16 protein-coding genes are annotated in these 19,386 nt (G+C 67.6%); 8 read left to right on the forward strand and 8 right to left on the reverse strand.

Going from position 1 to position 19,386, the window contains the following annotated elements:
• Nucleotides 1-49: 49 nt before the first annotated feature.
• Nucleotides 50-1,582 (forward strand): mannitol dehydrogenase family protein, encoded by a 1,533-nt coding sequence (locus tag LVY72_RS17580; RefSeq protein WP_237823445.1) that lies wholly within the window; start codon nucleotides 50-52, stop codon nucleotides 1,580-1,582.
• Here LVY72_RS17580 and xylB read toward each other — a convergent pair.
• A complete protein-coding gene (xylB, locus tag LVY72_RS17585) occupies nucleotides 1,568-2,998 on the reverse strand; it encodes a xylulokinase (protein WP_237823448.1) in 1,431 nt (476 codons plus the stop codon). The genes LVY72_RS17580 and xylB overlap by 15 nt on opposite strands.
• Nucleotides 2,995-3,975 carry a sugar-binding domain-containing protein gene (locus LVY72_RS17590; RefSeq protein WP_237823450.1) on the reverse strand — a complete coding sequence of 327 codons (981 nt, stop codon included), beginning with the start codon at nucleotides 3,973-3,975 and terminating at the stop codon, nucleotides 2,995-2,997. The genes xylB and LVY72_RS17590 overlap by 4 nt, the downstream gene beginning before the upstream one ends.
• Nucleotides 3,976-4,123: 148 nt before the next feature.
• Here LVY72_RS17590 and LVY72_RS17595 point away from each other — a divergent pair, with 148 nt between their 5' ends.
• Genes LVY72_RS17595 through LVY72_RS17605 form a run of 3 tightly spaced genes read left to right on the forward strand, consistent with a single transcriptional unit; the run spans nucleotide 4,124 to nucleotide 7,366 of the window.
• Complete coding sequence (locus LVY72_RS17595) at nucleotides 4,124-5,521, forward strand: ABC transporter substrate-binding protein (protein ID WP_237823454.1); 1,398 nt, start codon at nucleotides 4,124-4,126, stop codon at nucleotides 5,519-5,521.
• Between the two features lie 5 nt (nucleotides 5,522-5,526).
• Nucleotides 5,527-6,471, forward strand: coding sequence for a carbohydrate ABC transporter permease (locus LVY72_RS17600; RefSeq protein ID WP_372463729.1), 945 nt, complete (start codon nucleotides 5,527-5,529; stop codon nucleotides 6,469-6,471).
• A gap of 4 nt (nucleotides 6,472-6,475) precedes the next feature.
• Nucleotides 6,476-7,366: a carbohydrate ABC transporter permease gene (locus tag LVY72_RS17605; RefSeq protein WP_237823457.1), complete on the forward strand. Its 891-nt coding sequence runs from the start codon at nucleotides 6,476-6,478 to the stop codon at nucleotides 7,364-7,366.
• Nucleotides 7,367-7,488: 122 nt separating this feature from the next.
• On the opposite strand, the gene LVY72_RS17610 is transcribed toward LVY72_RS17605, so the two are convergent.
• On the reverse strand, nucleotides 7,489-8,634 hold the full coding sequence (locus tag LVY72_RS17610; RefSeq protein ID WP_237823460.1) for an ABC transporter ATP-binding protein: 1,146 nt from the start codon (nucleotides 8,632-8,634) through the stop codon (nucleotides 7,489-7,491).
• 244 nt (nucleotides 8,635-8,878) lie between these two features.
• Here LVY72_RS17610 and LVY72_RS17615 point away from each other — a divergent pair, with 244 nt between their 5' ends.
• The gene (locus LVY72_RS17615) at nucleotides 8,879-9,310 is read left to right on the forward strand and encodes a ribosomal maturation YjgA family protein (protein ID WP_237823463.1); all 432 of its coding nucleotides are present in this window, start codon (nucleotides 8,879-8,881) and stop codon (nucleotides 9,308-9,310) included.
• Nucleotides 9,311-9,348: 38 nt separating this feature from the next.
• On the opposite strand, the gene LVY72_RS17620 is transcribed toward LVY72_RS17615, so the two are convergent.
• Entirely contained in the window at nucleotides 9,349-10,587 is a 1,239-nt protein-coding gene (locus LVY72_RS17620; protein WP_237823466.1) for an MFS transporter, read from the reverse strand.
• A complete protein-coding gene (locus LVY72_RS17625) occupies nucleotides 10,587-11,483 on the reverse strand; it encodes a dihydrodipicolinate synthase family protein (protein ID WP_237823469.1) in 897 nt (298 codons plus the stop codon). The genes LVY72_RS17620 and LVY72_RS17625 overlap by 1 nt, the downstream gene beginning before the upstream one ends.
• A gap of 67 nt (nucleotides 11,484-11,550) precedes the next feature.
• Between LVY72_RS17625 and pdxR the strand changes: the two genes are divergently transcribed.
• Nucleotides 11,551-12,954 carry a MocR-like pyridoxine biosynthesis transcription factor PdxR gene (pdxR, locus tag LVY72_RS17630; protein WP_237823472.1) on the forward strand — a complete coding sequence of 468 codons (1,404 nt, stop codon included), beginning with the start codon at nucleotides 11,551-11,553 and terminating at the stop codon, nucleotides 12,952-12,954.
• A gap of 69 nt (nucleotides 12,955-13,023) precedes the next feature.
• Here pdxR and LVY72_RS17635 read toward each other — a convergent pair whose 3' ends face one another.
• The 3 genes from LVY72_RS17635 to LVY72_RS17645 form a co-directional block, all read right to left on the reverse strand.
• Nucleotides 13,024-14,331, reverse strand: coding sequence for an alpha/beta hydrolase (locus LVY72_RS17635; protein WP_237823487.1), 1,308 nt, complete (start codon nucleotides 14,329-14,331; stop codon nucleotides 13,024-13,026).
• Nucleotides 14,332-14,358: 27 nt separating this feature from the next.
• Nucleotides 14,359-16,896, reverse strand: a complete 2,538-nt coding sequence (locus LVY72_RS17640) for a DUF2156 domain-containing protein (RefSeq protein ID WP_237823509.1) — start codon at nucleotides 16,894-16,896, stop codon at nucleotides 14,359-14,361.
• A gap of 231 nt (nucleotides 16,897-17,127) precedes the next feature.
• Nucleotides 17,128-17,283, reverse strand: coding sequence for a hypothetical protein (locus tag LVY72_RS17645; protein WP_237823512.1), 156 nt, complete (start codon nucleotides 17,281-17,283; stop codon nucleotides 17,128-17,130).
• On the opposite strand from LVY72_RS17645, the gene LVY72_RS17650 reads away from it, so the two are divergent.
• Complete coding sequence (locus tag LVY72_RS17650; protein WP_237823515.1) at nucleotides 17,282-17,956, forward strand: response regulator transcription factor; 675 nt, start codon at nucleotides 17,282-17,284, stop codon at nucleotides 17,954-17,956. The two genes, LVY72_RS17645 and LVY72_RS17650, sit on opposite strands and share 2 nt — an antisense overlap.
• Nucleotides 17,957-18,038: 82 nt before the next feature.
• A complete protein-coding gene (locus LVY72_RS17655) occupies nucleotides 18,039-19,355 on the forward strand; it encodes a sensor histidine kinase (protein WP_237823535.1) in 1,317 nt (438 codons plus the stop codon).
• Nucleotides 19,356-19,386 lie beyond the last annotated feature (31 nt).

Here is a 19,386-nt window from a genome sequence, read left to right on the forward strand (position 1 = left end):
CCGCAGGACTAAGCTGTGAGCTGCTTCACCACCGGTGCAGGAGAGTGCTATGACGACCGATGCCCCATTTTCCGAAGTCCTGTCGCTGTCGGCATCCGCCCTACCGAAGCTCAGGCTCCCCACCCCGGACTATGACCGCTCTGCCGTAGGCGTGGGGATCGTGCATATCGGGGTGGGCGGTTTCCACCGGGCCCACCAGGCCATGTATCTTGATCAGCTCATGCAGCAGGGCCGGGCTCTGGACTGGGGCATTTGCGGGATGGGGGTGCTGCCGGGGGACCGGCGCATGAAAGAGGCCCTCGCCGCTCAGGATTATCTTTACACCCTCGTGGTGAAGCACCCCGACGGTTCCACGAATGCCCGGGTGGTCGGCTCGATCGTCGATTTCGTCCACGCCCCGGATGACCCGCAGACCGCCGTCGAGCGCCTTGCGGACCCGTCCGTCAGGATAGTCTCGCTGACCATCACGGAGGGCGGCTACAACTTCAATCAGGCGACAGGCGAGTTCGACGCCACGACGGCGGACGTGGTCCATGACCTGGAGGCCGCTGCGGCCGCCGCACGCGGGGAAACAGCGGCGGGGCCGCGCACCGTGTTCGGGCTCGTTGCCGAGGCGCTGCACCGCCGGCGCGAACGGGATCTGCCGCCGTTCACCGTCATGTCCTGCGACAACATCCAAGGCAACGGGGACGTGGCCCGGCGTCAGTTCACCGCCTATGCCGCGCTGCGCGATAAAGGCCTGGCCGACTGGATGGACAGCAACGTCCCGTTTCCCAACAGCATGGTGGACCGTATTACACCGGTCACCGCCGAGGAAGACAGGCGGCGGCTGGCGGAGGACTACGGGGTCGAGGACCGTTGGCCGGTGGTCTGCGAGCCGTTTGCCCAGTGGGTGCTCGAGGACCGCTTCGTGGGCGGTGCCCCGGGCCGGCCGCCGTGGGAAGAGGCCGGGGTCCAGCTTGTTGATGAGGTGGAACCGTATGAGCTCATGAAGCTGCGGCTGCTCAATGCGAGCCATCAGGCGTTGTGCTATCCGGGATACCTGGCGGGCTATCGCTATGCCCATGAGGTCTGTTCGGACCCGACTTTCGTCCAATATCTACTCAAATACATGGACCGCGAGGCAACGCCCACGCTGAAGCCGGTACCGGGAATCGACCTGGAGGGTTACAGGCACCAGTTGATCGAGCGGTTCGCCAATCCCGCCGTGCGGGACACCCTGGCCCGGTTGTGCGCCGAGTCATCCGACCGGATTCCCAAATGGCTCGTTCCGGTCATTCGCGAAAACCTTGCGGCGGAACGGCCGGTCGACGTCTCCGCGGCGATCGTGGCCTCTTGGGCGCGTTACGCCGAAGGCGCGGACGAGCAGGGAGCGCCGATAGACGTGGTGGACCAGCGCAGGGACCAGGTCATGGCGGCGGCGGCCCGGCAGCTTTCCGGGGACCCCTTGGCGTTCGTGCGGGACCGGGATCTGTTCGCTGATCTGGCGGACCACCCGGAATTCACTGAACCCTACCTGCGCGCCCTGGAGTCCTTTCACGAGCGCGGCGCCCGGGCCACGATTGAGTCATTGATCGGCTGAGCCGGAGTCTTGTACCAGCCTTGAGCGCAGCTGCTGGTACCGGACACGGTAGGCCTCCACCCCTGGATCGCCGCCGGGTTCGAGGACGGCCTCGATGCGCCGTCCCCACTTGGGCTGCTCTCCCGTCGCTGCCCAGGCCGCCTGCCGTGCCGCGCCCAAGGCCACGTACTCCTGGACCTGCGGCACTTCCACCGGCATCCCGAACGTGTCGGGCAGCACGGCACGCAGGGCTGCGGACTTGGCGCCGCCGCCGATCAGCAGGATGCGTACCACGGGCGCCCCGATGCTGCGCAGCACCTCCAGACAGTCCGCCAGCGAATTGGCCAGCGCGAGCACCGCGGCTCGGGCCAGGTTCTCCGGTGTGAAGGACGTCCGCGTCAGCCCGGCCAGCTGGCCGGTGGCATCCGGCAGGTTAGGGGTACGTTCGCCGTCGAAGTAAGGGAGCATCGTCAGTCCGCCGGCATCCGAGGGTCCCGCCAGGGACAGCTCCGTGAAGCGGCCGAGGTCCACCGAGAGCAGCTGGGCCGTGGAGGTCAGGATCCGTGCGGCGTTGAGGGTGCACAACAGGGGCAGATGGTCCCCGGTGGCATCGGCGAACCCGGCGGTCACCCCGGACGGGTCCACCACGGGTTCCGCGGAACGGCAGAACACGGTGCCCGAGGTCCCGACGGACACCACGACGTCGCCCGGCTCCAAGTCCAGGCCCAGTGCCGCACCGGCATTGTCCCCGCACCCGGCCGAGACCGGGACGGCCCGCCCGGTCCGGCCTGTCCACTCCGGCAACAGGGTGCCGGCGGGATCCCCGGGCCGCAGGACCTCGGGCAGCTCCGGGACGGCGCCGAAGTACCGGTCCAGCAGATCCGGGCGGTAGGTGCCGGTGACGGCACTGAAGTAGCCGGTGCCGGAAGCATCGGAACGGTCGGTGGCGAAGGCCCCGCTCAAATGGAGGTTCAACCAGTCATGGGGCAGCAGGACGCGGTGCACGCGGGTGGCCGCCTCGGGGCGATGCTCCCGCAGCCAGGCGAGTTTGGTCAGCGTGATCGCCGGGACGGGCAGGACGTTCACGGCCTTCATCCATTCGCTGACTCCGAGATCGGCCACCATCCGCGCCGCCTGGCCGGCGCTGCGGACGTCGTTCCACAGCAGTGCCTCATGGACCGGTTCGCCGTCGCCGCCGAGCGCAACCATTCCGTGCTGCTGGGCGGAGACCCCCACCCCGAGTACGTCGCCGCGCTCGTGCACGCCTGCGGCCGCCCAGGCCTGGTGCAGTGCGCGGATCCATACCGCAGGATCAATGGAGGTGCCGTCCGGATGCGGTGCGGCTCCGGAGGCAAGGACTGCGCCGGAGTCCGCTTCGACCACCGTGACTTTGCAGGACTGGGTCGAGGAATCAATGCCGACGAAGGTTCCGCTCATGGCACGTGGCCTCCAGCATCTCGTTCCGCAGGGGCAGGGGAGTCTTTGGCGATCAGGTCTGCGAGCGCTTCGTGGAGACTCAGGTCGCACACCAGCGTGTCAACCAGTCCGCCGCGTACTGCAGCCAGCACCGCCGCGGCGCGCTCGGCCCCGTGGGAAACGGCGATCGTATGCCGGGCGCCGGCCATCTGTTCGAGGGTGGCGGCGACGATCATGTTCTCCACCGGTGAAACCACTGCCTGCCCTTGGGCGTCGAGCAGGCGTCCGGATATTTCCGCCACGGCCCCGGCTCGCGAGGCGGCGCTCCTGCTGGCGGGCGGGACCCGGTCCCAGACCGTCGACAGCCCTTCCTTCCAACGTCCGACGGCGATCACCGCGACATCGAGGCCATGGGCGTGCTCGAGGGTCGACTGGATCTCCGGGCTTGAACGCAGGGCGACGGCGTCATTGACTACCAGCGGGGCCCACAATGGCCAGACGGCCCGGGCCTGGAGGGCGGCCAGCAGCCGCGGTCCTTCCGCATCCCCCTGGGTCGCGATCGCCCCGGACAATTGGACGAAGGCACAGGTTGGCATCGCGGGAAGCTGGCGGATGGTCGCCTGGAGCGTACGCGACCAGGAGATCCCGACAGTGTCCCCGGGGGCAACGGTGCGCACGATGGCATCCGCCGTCGCGCGGGCGAGGTCCTCGCGGCTGGCCGTGCCGGTGCCGGTTCCCACGGTCACAACGCGGGTGATGCCCAAGGCCGCGGCCAGGCTGGCGTCTGCCTCGGCGTCGGGCAAATGGATGCTGATGCGCACGATGCCCCGGTCCAGGGCTTCCTGGATGAAGTTGGCTACCTGGAAACGCGACAGGCCATAGTCCCCGGCGATCTGCACTTTCGATCGGCCGTTCAGGAAATGATCGCGACCGATGTCTGCCAACAATTGGCTGCGTGCCTGGCCCGCCGGAAGGGCGGCATCTCTTGTCTTCGTCATCACCATCACATTTGAGGGGCGGGATCTTGCTCATGTGAGTATATATGACTAACATCACATCAAACGAGTGCTTTGCCTGTCTCATTTGTGAGCTCGATCAATGTCTCCCCACCGGGATGGTTCCCTTCCCTCAAGAACAGCCAGGAGCATGATGCGCATCCCTAGACGGCACCCAGCCCGTGCGCCGCAGGCACGGACGGTCCGCAGCACGATTCCCCGCTGGACGGCGCTGATTTCCGCAGCCGCCCTGCTCCTGTCCGGTTGCGGATCTCCGGAAGCGAGCGGCGAGCCGATCACCGTGGCCATCGTGGCCAATCCGCAGATGCAGGACGCGATCTCCCTGAAGGAGAAGTTCCGGGCGGAGCATCCGGATGTGGACGTGAGGTTCGTTTCACTGCCCGAGAACGAAGCCCGGGCCAAGATCACCGCGTCGGTGGCCACAGGCGGCGGCGAGTTCGACGTCGTCATGATCTCGAATTACGAGACGTCGATGTGGGCCGCCAACGGGTGGATCACCAACCTGCAGCCCTACATCGACCAGACGCAAGGTTACGACGACCAGGACTTCATCTCCTCCATCAAGAGTGCCCTGAGCTATCAGGGGAATATGTACTCGGTGCCGTTCTATGGCGAATCCTCCTTCCTCGTCTACAACAAGGAACTCTTCGAAAAGGCCGGGATCACCATGCCGGCTAGGCCGACCTGGGCGCAGGTGCAGGAAATGGCCGCCCGGCTGGACGACTCGGCCAACGGCGTCTCGGGAATCTGCCTCCGCGGCCTGGCCGGGTGGGGTGAGGTCATGGCCCCGCTCACCACGGCGATGAACACCTACGGCGGCGGCTGGTTCAACCAGCAGTGGCATCCGCTTCTGACCTCGCCCAAGACCCAGCAGGCCGTAACCGAATATGTGGACTTGGTCCGCAACTACGGTGAGCCCGGCCCCGCCACTGCGGGCTACGGCGACTGCCTTACCCTCTATAGCCAGGGCCAGGCAGCCATGTGGTACGACGCCACGGCCATGGTCTCCTCGGTCGAAGACCCTGCGTCGTCCAAAGTTGCCGGCAAGAACGGGTACGCGCCGGCTCCGGTGATGGATACAAAGGCCTCGGGGTGGCTTTACAGCTGGTCACTCGCCATTCCTTCAACGAGCGAGCACAAGGATGCGGCGTGGAAATTCGTCTCCTGGATGACGGACAAGGACTACATCAAGCTGGTCGGCAACCAGATCGGCTGGGAGCGCGTTCCGCCTGGTAGCCGCTATTCCACCTACCAGATCCCTGAGTACCGCAAGATTTCCGAGGCCTACGCCAGGCCCACCCTCGCCGCGATGAACGCGGCCACCCAGGAGAATACGATGGTGCACCCCGTGCCCTACCAGGGAATCCAATTCGTGGCCATCCCGGAGTTCCAGGACCTGGGCACCCGGGTAGGCCAGCAGATTTCTGCAGCCATTGCGGGGCAGATCAGCGTCGAGGAAGCCCTGCGTCAATCGCAGGCCTATGCCGAGGACGTAGCAACCGTCTATCAACGCGAAGATGGGAAGTGACCCACATGGCAACCATTGTGAACACGGGCGGCACTTCGACCGCAGGGGCACGTGCCGCAGGGGACGCCGCCTACGCCCGCCGCGACAAGTGGCAGCGGCGCATGCCGCTGCTGCCGGCGCTGATCTTTACGATCATCCTGACCCAGATTCCGTTCCTCCTTACCATCTGGTATTCCTTGAGGTCCTGGAACCTGCTTAACCCGGCATCCGACGTCTTCGTGGGCCTGCAGAACTATGCGGCGATCTTCACCGACCGCACCTTCCGTCAGGTAGCAGTCAACAGTGTCCTCTACACACTGGGCTGTGTGGCGTTCGCCATGCTGCTGGGTATCGGGCTGGCCTTGTTGCTGGACCGGAAGTTCCTTGGACAGGGCGTGGTACGGACCCTGCTGATCACCCCGTTCCTGATCATGCCGGTGGTCAGCGGGGTGCTTTGGTCCATCTCGATGTTCAACCCCACCTATGGCCTCGTGAACTGGTTCATCGGACTGTTCGGTATCCCGGCGGTGGCCTGGACTTCCCAGTATCCAATCCTCTCGGTCCTGACCGCCTTGGTGTGGCAATGGACGCCGTTCATGATGCTCCTGGTCCTGGCCGGCCTGCAGAGCCAGCCCAAGGACGTGCTCGAAGCCGCCCAAGTGGACGGTGCGTCCCCGCTGAACACGTTCTTCTACCTCACCCTTCCGCATCTGCGCCGCTACATTGAACTCGGCGTGCTCCTGGGCGCGATCTATGTGGTGAACACCTTCGACCAGATTTATGTGATGACCGCCGGCGGTCCGGGTACGCAAAGCGCGAACCTGCCGTACTACATCTACCAACGGGCCTTCCTCGGTTTCGACGTCGGTGAAGCGGCGGCCATGGGTGTGGTCGTTGTGGTGGCGACCATCATTATCGCCACCATTGCCCTGCGCCTTATCTTCAAGAGCTTCATGAGCACGGAGCAGTGATCCTATGGCCACCGAAACCCCTATCACCGACTCCTCGACTGCCGCAGGCCCTAACGGCTCCGCCCGCACCGCCGGCCCGGGCCGGCGCCGGATCGGCTCGGGAGTACTGACCCTGTTCACCTGGCTGGTAGCCCTGGTGTTCTTCCTGCCAGTGCTGTGGATGGTGCTGAGTTCCTTCAAGCAGGAAGCGGATGCGTCCTCGAACCCACCCACGTTCTTCTTTGTCCCGACCCTGGACCAGTACTCCGAAGTTCTGGCGTCCGGCGTCGGCAGCTACTTTTTGAACTCGATCATCGCCACGGCGATCTCGACGCTGTTCGTGCTGGTGCTGGCCGTCCCGGCCGCATATGCGGTGAGCATCCGGCCGGTGGAGAAGACCCAGGACGTCCTGTTCTTCTTCATCTCGACCAGGATGCTGCCGGTGGTGGCCGTGATCGTGCCGATCTACGTGATAGCCGGCCGGCTCGGGGTCCTTGACAACATCTGGACCCTGGTGTTCCTGTACACCGCAATGAACCTGCCGCTGGCGGTGTGGATGATGCGTTCGTTCTTCCAGGAGGTGCCGCGGGAGGTGCTGGAGGCCGCGCAGATGGACGGGGCCAGCCTGCTCACTACGATGCAGAGAATCCTGCTTCCGATGGTTGCCCCGGGGGTTGCCGCCACCGCGCTGTTGTGTGTGATCTTCGCGTGGAACGAGTTCTTCCTGGCCTTGATCCTCACCGCTGTCAATGCGGCGACGGTGCCCGTGATGATTGTGTCCAACATGACCAGTGAAGGACTCTTCCTGGCCAAGCTCTCGGCGGCCAGCGTACTGGCCTCGCTACCGGTGATCATCGCCGGGTGGATCGCCCAGAAACAATTGGTGCGCGGGCTGTCCATGGGCGCGATCAAGTAGCGCGTTCTTTCCGAGGATCTTCCCTCGAAAGACGCTCCGGCCCGGTCCCCGCAAAGGCGGCCGGGCCGGACTGCGTTAACTGCCGGGAGACGAGCCAGAACCTCACCGGGTCCTGGCTCCGCTCAGTCGGGCAGGCGGGCGCCGGTGCTGCTGTTGAACAGATGCAAATGGTCCATATTCGGCGCCACCCAGAAGGTCGAACCCGCCCGCGGCGGGACACGCCCACCGGTGCGGACCACAATCTCGTGCACCCCGGGACCTTCCTGGGACGGCTCGGCGCCCGCGGTGGCGTCGGCCAGTACCACGGTATTGGCCGCGGTGACCGGGGCAAGGTGGCCGTAGACGTAGGCGTCCGCGCCCAGTTCCTCGACGACGTCGGCGATGATGGGCAGGCCCTGTCCCTCGGGGGCCGGATGCAGGTCCTCCGGGCGGATCCCGATGGAGATCCGGTTGCCCGTCAGGGCCTCCTGCTGCGTCTTCGTCAGGGCCACGGTCAAGGTGCCGAAGACTGCCGCGCCCTCACGGACCTCCGCACGGAAGATATTCATCGCAGGGGAGCCAATGAAGCCGGCGACGAATTCGCTGTTGGGCCGGTCATAGAGGTTGCGCGGGGTGTCCACCTGCTCGAGGATGCCGTCCCTGAGCACGGCCACGCGGTCGCCCATGGTCATGGCCTCGACCTGGTCGTGGGTCACATATACGGTGGTCACGCCCAGGCGACGGGTCAGCGAGGCGATCTGGGTGCGGGTCTGCACACGCAGCTTCGCGTCCAGGTTCGACAGGGGCTCGTCCATCAGGAACACCTGCGGAGAGCGCACGATCGCCCGGCCCATGGCCACGCGCTGGCGCTGGCCGCCGGAGAGGGCCTTGGGTTTGCGGTTCAGGTACTGGGTAAGGTCGAGGATCTTGGCCGCCTCCTCAACCCGCCGGCGCCTCTCCTCGGGCGGGACCTTCGCGATCTTCAAGGCGAATCCCATGTTGTCGGCGACGGTCATGTGCGGGTACAGGGCATAGTTCTGGAAGACCATGGCGATGTCCCGGTCCCTTGACGGGACGTGGGTGACGTCCTTCTCGCCGATGAAGATCCTCCCTTCGGTGACATCCTCCAGCCCGGCGAGCATGCGCAGGGTGGTGGACTTCCCACACCCGGAGGGTCCGACGAGGACAAGGAATTCCCCGTCGGCGACGGTCAGGTCCATGTCGGCCACGGACGGCCGTTCCGCTCCCGGGTACTGGCAGGTGACGTTGTCGTAGCGCACAGCAGACATGATGTAGAGCCTCTTTCCCGGCGGTCGGGCACCGGACGATCCGAAGGAAGACCATGCATGGTGTGACCTGCGCCATACACATATGAGATAGTACCGACAATCATTTGTGATGACTACTGCGGTGAGGCGCATATGGCATGAAATGGCCGACTCCGGAGCAGCGTTATGCGGCGAAGCCCGCGGCTGTACCGACGAGCACCGATGTAACGCTCCGTTCCAGCAAGGGGCTGACAGAATAGTCCCCATGCCTGAAAAGCCGGAGGTCCCGGATCGACCAAGGACGAGGCGGCTGATCCTGTGCATGATGGCGCTGGCCACCATTGTGCTTGGTCTGTCCGTCCGCTCAGCCGGCACTGCGGCATGGACCAACCCGGCCGGCGATGCCTTATATGCCGTCCTGGTTTACGTCGTCGTCGCGCTTTTGGTTCCGCGGAAGCCCGCGAGGCTGGTCGCGATGGTCGCCGCTGCCGTGTGCTTTGCCATCGAGTTCTTCCAGCTCACGGGACTTCCGGCTGAACTCGGCAACTGGCTGCCTCCAGTCCGGCTGCTGCTCGGAACAACCTTCGGCGCGGCCGACCTTATCGCCTACGCCGGCGGCACCGCAATGGCGTATGTAGCGGATTCGCTGGTCTTGCGGGCCGCTCGAACCCTGGCGACGCCGGCCTCTCCACGATGACCGCAAGGCCGGACCTGCCGCCCGCCTTGTCCCGGAGTTCAGTTCCCCGGTCGGGAAGTGACCGGCCGATGACCCGAGGCTGTGGGGGCGGCAGTGCCCGCGCGGTCCTGGCGCGCGGCGGCGACGGACAGCACTGCGATGGCGGCTGCTCCTGCCAGCAACGGGATCCGCGGATCCATGCTGGCGAGCAGGCCGGCGAGCAGCGTGCCGATCGAGCCGGAGGTGATCTTGAGCGCGGCAACCCAGATGAACACCTGCCCTCTGGCCTGCCCGGGTGCGTTTTCGCTGCGGGCGGCCAGGGTGGCCGCGAAGAAGCTGGCGTTGAGGATTCCGGTGGCCGAATAGGCGGCGATGTTCAGGCCGAGGAGCGGGCTGGCAGCAGTGGCGGCGAGGCCGAGCGCGATGAGCGCGGCGAAAGACGGCATGAGGCGGCGGGGTTCCCCGCGCAGTGGGAAGACCATGACGGCGCCGGAGCCGAGGAGGTTTCCGAGGCCGTAGGCCGCAGCCAGTGCCGCTGCCGCAGCCGGCTCGAGGCCCAGCCGGGCTGCGGTGCCGACGGCGGCGATCGGCAGGGACGCGACGCTGCACGCGACCGACATGGTGAAGATGAGGGTACGGCGCAGGTCCGGGCTGGCCAGCATCAGCCGGATGGTTGCCCGGGCCGTGGGGACCTGGCCTGGATCACTGCCAGGGATGGCCGGGGCGGCCGGCAGCATAAGCACGGCGCCGGCCGCGGCGGCGGCGGCGCCGGCCAGACACAGGGCGGCGGTGGCGGGTGTGGCCGAGGCTGCGACGGCGGCGACGGCGGCGGGACCGACCGTTCCACCCAGGCCGTAGGTGGCCACATCCCATCCTTGCGCCCGGCGTTGGGCCCGCTGCCCGGAAGCCACCAGACCTGGCAGGCGGCTGCTTAGGCCGCCGGTGAGCAGCGGCCCGCAGGTTCCGGTCAGCGCCACCAGGGCTGCGCTGACCGGGAAGGGTACGAGTCCGAAGGTCAGGACCGCGGTGGCGAAACAGAGCGCGTACAAGATGCACGCGGCCGCGATCGGCTGGCGGGCATCGGCGACGACGTCGACCCGCCTGGCGACCAGCGGGCCCAGCAGGTGCGGTGCGGTGAGGCAGGCGGCCAGCATGCCGCCGCGTGCCGCGGCGGCAGGGGTTGGGCCGTCCTGGGCGGCGACGAGCAGGATCAGCGCGATGATTCCGCCGCCGTCCGCGAGCCGGGCGAGCGAGGCAGCGGCGACGTAGCGGGGCAGGGGCGCGCCGCGGCCGCCCATCACTGCAGCCTGAGGCTGCCGAGGGTTTCCGCCACGGCCTGCCGGGCGTCCTGGTCCAGTTCGCGCAGCGGCCGGGGAAGGCTGGGCCGGGCCGTGAGGCCCAGCAGTTCGCTGGCGGTCGCCATGACGCGCAGGCTGCCGTGTCGGCGGAACAGTGTCCACAGCGGTTCCAGGTCAGCCGAGAGCCGGGTCGCCTCGGCACCCGAGCCATTCAGTGCGGCCTGGGTGATGGCTACCGCCACTTCCGGGAAGAGGCCGGCGACCACGCTGAACCAGGCATCCGCCCCGGCGATCAGCGCGGGCGCTGCGAACCAGTCACCGCTCACCCCGATGACCGTCCCGGGCCGCAGGGCGTTCCGGAGCGTCGTGATCCGTTCTTCTGCGTGCTCGGCGGGGGATGGCGGGATCTTCACCGCCGCGATGTTCGGTAGTTCGGCGATCGCCGCGTGGAGCTCGTCACTAAAGCTGAAGCCGGTGGTCGCCGGGTTGTCATAGACGCAGACCGGCACGGAGGCGGCGGCGGAGATGTCCTCGTACAGGCCGAAGACCTCGTCGTCCGTGAGCGGCTGGTACGACACCGGGGCCAGGAGCACCGCGGCGGCGCCTTCCGCCTGGGCCTCGTCGACATACTGCCGGACCTGCTGGGTGCGGAGCGCGCCGACGCCGACCATCACCGGGGTGCCCGACGCGGCGTTCACCGCCACCCGGGCGACCCGCCGGCGCTGTTCACGGTCGAGATAGGCGTATCCACCGGTGCTGCCGAGCGCGCCAATGGAGTCGACGCCCGCCCGAACGGCACGCTCAACCATGGCGGCCACGGCGCGTTCATCAATGCCGGTCTCGGACGTCGGGGTCAAGGGGAAGGCACTCAGGCCTCGGAAACTGAACGAATTCATGATTCCATCCTGAAGGCGCCACTGGACTTACGATAAGGCCAGATCTTCGAAAAATGATTGGACCACCGTGGCAACTGAACTCCCGATAGTGCTCGACCGCAGCAGTTCGGTGCCGCTGACGGTCCAGCTCGCGCAGACACTGCGCACGGCGATCCTCGACGGGACCATCAAGCGGGACGAGGCCCTGCCCGCGACCCGGGCACTGGCCCGGACCCTGGGCATCTCGAGGGGTACCGTGGTGACTGCCTACGACCAGCTCCTTGGCGAGGGCTACCTGCTGGCGCACCCGCGCCGGGGCACGCTTGTGTCCCTCGAGTTCCCGGCGGCAGCCGGTGACCGCCGTCCGTCCGCGGCCCTCCCGGCCGGCCCGGCGCCGGGGGAGGCCGCCGAACCGTGGGCGGATCTGGTGCCGGGGCATCCGAGCCCGCGGGGATTGGCCGACGCGGCCTGGAAGGCGGCGTGGCGGCGGGCCGTCAACGAATCCGACCGGGCCTGGCTACCTCCGGCGGCGGGTACCGCGGAGCTGCGGCGCGCTATCGCCGGCCATCTCCGCCGGGCCCGCGGGCTGGCCTGCCAGCCAAGCGACGTGATCGTCACGGCCGGGACGAGCGAGGCACTGCTGCTCCTGGCGATCGGGCTGAAGCCCGAAGGCCGGGCGCTGCGCATCGCCGTCGAGGATCCGGGCTATCCGACGGCCCGGCGGGTGCTTCAGGCAGCCGGCGTCGATATTCAGGGCGTTGGCGCCACCATGGACGGAATGGATCCGGGCCGGCTGCAGGCACTCGATCCGCTGCCCGATGCCGTGCTGGCGACCCCGAGCCATCAGTACCCGCTCGGCGGCCGCATGAGTGTCCAGGAACGGGCCGACCTGCTCGCCTGGGCAGCCGGGCACGGCGTCATCGTCATTGAGGACGACTATGACAGCGAGTTCCGGCATGCCAGGATGCCGCTTCCGGCCATGGCGTCGCTGGACGCGGCAGGCGTCACCGTGCTGGTGGGGACGTTCTCGAAAGTGCTGACACCGTGGCTGCGATGCGGCTATCTCGTCGCCTTCGGGGTGCTGGGCGGGCGGCTGCGCCGGGCGCGGGCGGCCTTGGACACGCCTGTCTCCGGCATCCAGCAGCAGGCTCTAGCGTACTTCATCGACTCTGGCGGCCTGGCCCGGCATATTGCACGGACCCGCCGTGAGTACGCTCACCGGCGGCAGTTGGTCCTCGCAAAGCTCGGGCAGCTGCCGGGCGTCACGCTGGGCGGTCTGGATGGCGGACTGCACGTGATCGTGCAGTTTGCCCAACCCGCCGGTCCGCTCATTGCCGCGTTGGCCGAACGGGGTATCCGCGTCGCTTCGCTGGCCGACTACAGCGCGGACGGAGCGGCGCTGAACGGGCTGGTCATTGGGTACGGTGCACCCTCGGACCTGACCCTGTCGTCGGCGCTCAGCGTGATCGCCTCCCTGCTCGACGGCGGCTGACCGGCAAACCTCGAGCATGGCCGCCCCCGGGTCCGGCGGCGATTCAAACAGATGTGAACCGGGTTGCCGTCAGTACGCCAGGCCCAGCTGCCGCATCAGCCACGGCATTTCCCTGGCCAGTGCGGCGCTCCACAGCCGCCAGTTGTGTCCGCCCGAGGCCTTCTCGAAGGTGACGTCCATGCCCGCCTTCCTGGCCGCCGCATAGACCGGCAGCATTTCCGCCCCGTACTTGGCATCCGATTCGCCAGCCACGAATTTTCCCACGGTGCCCGGGAACTTACGCACAGCCAACACATCGAGGGCGTTCTGCCGGCTGAAGGCGGTCTTGTCGCCAGCGAAGTAGTCGCGCAGCAGCCTGGTGCGGCCGCCATGGACGTATGGTTCTGTTTCACCGGACATGTCCAGGAAACGGGGATAGACCTGCGGATAGTTGGCCGCCAGCTGCATGGTGCAGGTCCCGCCCGAAGACAGCCCTGCGATGCCCCACTGCCTGCTGTTCGCCGTCCCGGCGCCCAGCGTTGTGCGGACCCACGCAGGCACGTCCACGGCCAGGTAGGTGGCGGACCTGGCCACCTGCGAATCCAGGCACAGCGGCCACTTGGCGGCGCCGCCCATCGACAGGTCCGGCATGATGACCACCGGCGCGAGGCCGTGGTGCTCAGCGGCGTAGCTGTCCATGGTTTCGGCCAGGTCCCCGGACGAAATCCAGGATCCCGGTCCGCCCGGCTTGCCGTGGATCATGACCAGCACCGGCAGGTTGGTGTTCCCTGACCCGGCCAGGTACGCCGGCGGCAGGTACACGTAGGCCTTGCCGGCCCGGTAGCCCGAGACTTTGCCGGGGATCGCCACGTTGTAGATGCTGCCATGTCCGGGCAGGTCGGCCGGGGGCCTCCAGTTCCTTTCCGTGGTTGCCGGGATGGTCCGGGATCCGGCGTGCCGGGCGCCGGCCACCGCGGTGATCGACCCGGTGGCCAGGTCCTGGTCTGCGAACATACTCGCCACGGTGGGGTAGGCGGCATACTGCACGTTCGCCTGCGACACGGCGCCAACAGCCACGGTCAGGGCGGCGGCGACCGTGGCCAGCCGCCGGACGACACCGCCCGTGGTCACCAGGCGGGGGACCAGCAGCAGGACGGCCGCCACAGCGGCACCGGCCCAGAGGTAGAGCACCCGGGGAAAGGACTCGTCCCACCATCCGTAGACCTGTTCCGCCAGGTACCAGAGCAGCACGGCGCCGGCTGCTCCGCCTATCAGGCCGAGGGGGCCGGACACACGCCAGAACCGCCGGCCGCCTGCCAGCAGCCATAGCATCGCTGCCGCGGCCAGCAGGCTGATCGCCGTCGGCAGCGGGCCATCCACGAGCGAAAGGTGGGACATGGTGCTCCTTTCCATCCCGGGTCGGGATCAGTGCTTCCGGTCCAGGACTTTCTGCAGCAGGGCGACGGTTTGCCGGGCCGAGACGTTGGGCAGGTAGGCGCGTGCCACCGCGTTGCCGATCCGCGGCAGGGCCGCCGGGTCCGGGTAGGCCAGGAACAAGGGGAGGTAGCCCGGCTGGAACTTTTCCTTGAAAGCCAGCAGCGAGCGGAACCCATAGACCGGTTCCAGGACGGCCCCCAGCCAGTCGAGGAATGCATCGAGGCCTGCAGCGCCGTCAGCCTCGGCGGGGCCGTCAGATTCCGGCCTGCTTCGGGCCAGCGGCGCGCCGGAGAGGCTGATGAATCCATAGCCTTCGGCCTTCAGCTGCAGGGCGGCGGAAGCGATGAGGAACTCGATCGTCGGGCGGAAGCCGCCGTCGATGCGGCGCATGTAGTCCAGCGTCCAGCCGGCAACCCGGCCACCGCGGTAGACCGGCAGCCAGGAGGCCACGCCATGAATCCGGTCCTCCTCGTCCACTGCTGTCACAAGGCGCACCTGGGGGTCGGCCAGCTCGGCCAGGCCGCCCAGCGTGAAGCCCATTTCCGGCAGGTCCCGGTCCGCCACCCATTCTTCGTCGATGGCCCGGATTTGTTCGACGACGGTACGGGGTGCCGAGGCATAGCCATGCCATTCGGCGCGGATTCCTTCCCGCTCCGCCCGGTTCAGTGCGGTGCGCACGTCCTGGAACTTCCTACCCGAGAAGGACAGCCGGCCAAGGTCCAGCACGGTGTCCTCCGCCACCTGTACGTGCCCCCAGCCCCGCTGTTCCGTGAGCCTCCGGACGTCAGCGCCGACCGAGTAGAAGCACGGAACCCAGCCCAGTCTGCTGCAGAAGGCTATGAACCCATCCACCACGTTCTCCAGCTCCTCCGCGGGGCCGACCGGTCCGCCGACGGTCAGGGCTACCGAGAAGTGGACGCGGTAGGCAACAAAGCTGCGCCCGCTCGGGGAGAACCAATACTCATTGCCGGACCAGGTTGTCATCCACGCCAGGTTGCCGCCGCCGCTGGCCTGCAGCAGGGCACGCGCCCGGTCCATATCCAGCCTGTTCCCGGGCACGGCCGGAAGCCGGAAGGAACGCAGGAGCAGCGCTGCTGCGACCAGCCAGAACAGGACGCCCACATTCTCGTACAGCAGCGCCGCTGCCGCACTGGCCGGTATGAAGGCAGGCACGAAACCCAGCAGATAGCCCAGCGGCAGGAAGCGGTCCGGCACGTCGGCAAGGATCTGGCCGAAACCGGGTCGGGGAGCGAAGCTGCCTGCCAGGGCCGAGGCCCCGGCCACATATACGGTGGCAGCCGCCAATCCAGCCACGGCCACCCTGGCGGCCAGCGTCCGGTACGTACCGTGGGGTGCCCGGACCGTGAACAGCCGGCCCGCCAGCAACAGGGCAGTCAAGAGCAGCATCGGCACGATCAAGGGGACCACCTGGTCCACCGTCTCTCCGAAGTCCAGGTTCGCCAGCGCCGCGGCGTCTTCGGCCGCAAGGGAAACGATGTTGGTACCGGCCACCACTGACATGACTCCGTACACGAGCACGGCCGCAAGCCAAGCGGCACGCCGGCCGCGGCGGAGGCCGGCGGCACAGAGCAGCAGGAGGAAGGACGGGATGACCGCCATAAAGATGGCAGCCATCCCGGAGCGCTGCTGGGCCTGCGCCATCAGGCACTCGGCGAGGTCGGTGCCGCTGGTGCACAGATCGTGGATCTCGCCGGGGTCCCGGGTCTCTATCGCGGTGAACACATACTGCAGGTCGGAGAGCGGGCCCAGGGCCTCCGAATCCAACGCGGCCACTACCGGCCCCACCGCCGAGGCGGCGATAACGGCCGCCGCCAGCACGCGCAGCTCCCGCAGGGTGCCGGTGGCATGAAAACGGCGGCTGGTTCTCCCGGTGAGCCTTGGCCCGAGCACCAGCCCGGTAGCTGCCGCGACCAGCAGCACGCAGTCACTGAAATAGCCGGCGTACAGCACCAGCACCACCAGCAGGGTCAGCAGGACGGTACGGATCCGGCGCCGCCAGAAGGCACCCACCGACGCCGAGCCGGCCGCCAGCGCCGAACACGCCAGCGCCGTCGGGCCCAGAAAGTCACTGCCCACCAGAGCCTGGGCCCAGCTGTCGTCCAGGCCGCGGACAGCCAGCGCCAGACCTGCCGTGGCCAGCGTGCCGCACAGGTGCCCGGCTACTGCCGCCGCGGCGAAGCGCAGGCTGCCGAGCCGCTTCTCGAAGGCCAGCCCCACCAGGAGGACCAGCACGCTGCCGGTCAAATACGCTGCCAGGTCCGGGGCCCAGAGGGCCGAGGCCAGGACGGCCCACCATTCCTCCGGGAACGAGTCCGCCGCGATGGCCGCAGTCTCGCGGAACCGCTCATGCGCTCCGAGGACCGTGCTGCTGTCGGCGAGCCCCAGGACCCAGAGCGCGGCCAGGTAGCCCAAAGTCAACGGCGCGCCGGTGGCGCGGCGCAGCAACCGGGATCCCAGGCTGCGGGGAATCGCGGTGGCCGTGCGTGACAGCTCGGAACTGTCCATGGGCCATCATTATCCGCTCCGGGTCGGTTTCCAGCCGCAACGGATGCTCAAGATTCTGCAAACCGGCGGGTACCGCAACCTGGTCCGCCGATAGCCCGCAGGCGGCACCGGCACCGGTGCCGGCAGCCACGGCCGGCGTCCGACGGCGGGTGGCCGCCTTGCGCGGTCCGTCGCGGGGGAGTGCCGGCGCGGTCTCTGGCCATCGCCGGACGGCCGCTTCTCAGTGGATCCTTAGAATCGGGGTGAGATGGTGCAGAGCATGGAGACAACACCCATGCAGGAGACTGCCGGCCGGACCCGGCGGCCGCTGCTGAACAAGCCGCCGGAATCGTGCAGCGGCCCGTGGTCCACGGGATGATGGCTGGAGCCGGCAACGGAAGGAATCATGCGCGTACTGCTTGTCGAGGATGAAAAGGATCTCGCCGACGCCGTCCGGCGCGGGCTCTCCCTCGAGGGTTTTGTGGTGGATACCGCGGAGGACGGCGTTACCGGAGAATGCCTGGCCAAGATCAATCCGTATGACGTCATCGTGCTGGATATCATGCTGCCGGGAAAATCCGGGTACAAGGTGCTCGAGCAGATCCGCACAGCGCGGATCTGGACTCCGGTGCTCATGCTGACGGCCAAAGACGGCGAGTATGACCAGAAGGACGCCTTCGACCTGGGCGCCGATGACTTCCTCACCAAGCCGTTCAGTTTCATCGTTCTGGTGTCACGGCTCCGGGCACTCATCCGGCGCGGGGCCCCGGAGCGCCCGGTCCTGATCCAGGTGGGTTCCCTGGTCCTGGACACCGCCCGGCGCCGGGTGAGCCGCGGCGGGACGGAGTTGGCGCTGACACCAAAGGAGTACGCCCTGCTGCAGTACCTGATGCGCCGGCAGGGCCAGGTGGTTCCGAAGTCCGAGATTCTCGACAATGTCTGGGAAGCGGAATTCCAGGGCGGCAACAACATCGTCGAGGTCTACATCGGCTATCTGAGGAAGAAGATCGATCTTCCCTTTGGGTTGGACACCCTCCGCACCGTACGGGGCATGGGGTATACGGTCATCGCCGATGACTAGCCGGCCGAAGAGAAGGTTTCCGTTCCGCGCCTGGCGCCGCTGGGGTGTGCGGAAGCGCACGACAGCAGCTGCCGTGCTGTGCATGGGCGTGATGCTCTCGGCTGCCGGCCTGCTGTTGCTGGTGATGCTGCACTCCTCACTGGTCCATGCGGCCGTGGACGCGGCCACCGAGCGCCGTGATGAAGTTGCGCGGCACCTGGCCCGGGAGGGGCTGGCCGAGCTGCCGGCGCTGTTGGGCCCCAACGGGCCGCCGACCCAGCACGTCCAGGTCATCGACAGCCGCGGAAAGGTCGTCGCCGCTGCTGGTACGGCCAGTCCTGCCCGCCTGGTCGACCGTCCGCTGGGCCCCGGTCAGGAATATCGTTCGCCGCTGCCGGGGTTCCTGAACGTGGTCGACGATAACGACCTGGTGGTCAGCGCCATCGGCGTCACGCTGCCGGAGGGACGTTACATCGTCGCCGTCGCTGCTTCGACATCGGTCCAAAAAGATGCCGTGGCCGCCGCGACGTGGTTCATGTTCGCCGCCGCACCGGTCCTGCTGGGCATCACCGCGGCCATCATGTGGACACTGGTCGGCCGGTCGTTGCGGCCCGTGGAACGGATCAGCAGGACTGTTGCCACCATCAATCGGCACCGGCTCACGGAGCGGGTGGAGATCCCGCCCACCGGCGACGAGATCCAGCATCTGGCCTCCACCATGAATGACATGCTGGACCGGCTCGAAGGGTCCGACCGGTCCCAGCGGCACTTTGTGGCCAATGCGAGCCATGAACTGCGCAGCCCGCTGTCAACACTGACGACCGGACTTGAAATCGCCGCCGCCGACCCGTCCGGCGGGACCTGGCGGCAAACGGCAGGCATCCTTCACGCCCAGGCACTGCGGATGGGCCTCCTCGTTGAGGATCTGCTCACCCTCGCCAAGCTCGACGACGAGGGGCTGCGGTTCACGATGACCGACGTCGACCTTGACGACGTAGTGCATGAAGAGGCCAACAGGCTCCGGATCGTGACGCGGCACGCGGTGACTGAAAACCTGGTCCCGGCGCGTATTTCCGGCGATGCGGTCCGGCTCGGGCAGGTCCTGCGCAACATTCTCGCCAATGCCGAGCGGCACGCGGCCGCCGCCATCGCGGTGGCCGTTGCCACGGACGGCACGAACGCCGTCGTGACCGTTGACAACGACGGCGACCGGATCCCGGCGGCGGAACGCGGGCGGATCTTCGACAGGTTCGTCCGCCTGGACCAGAGCCGGTCGCGTGAAAGCGGCGGCAGCGGGCTCGGGCTGGCCATTTCCAAGGAAATCATCGCCGCCCACCATGGCACCATCCGGGCGACCGAAAACGGCGGCGGCATGACACGGCTGGAAATCACGCTTCCCCTCCAGCAGTCCGCCGGTTAGTACCTGCCCGCGGCCCGACGCCGGAGGACTG

Source organism: Arthrobacter hankyongi, assembly GCF_022012395.1.
Taxonomy (GTDB): Bacteria; Actinomycetota; Actinomycetes; order Actinomycetales; family Micrococcaceae; genus Crystallibacter; species Crystallibacter hankyongi.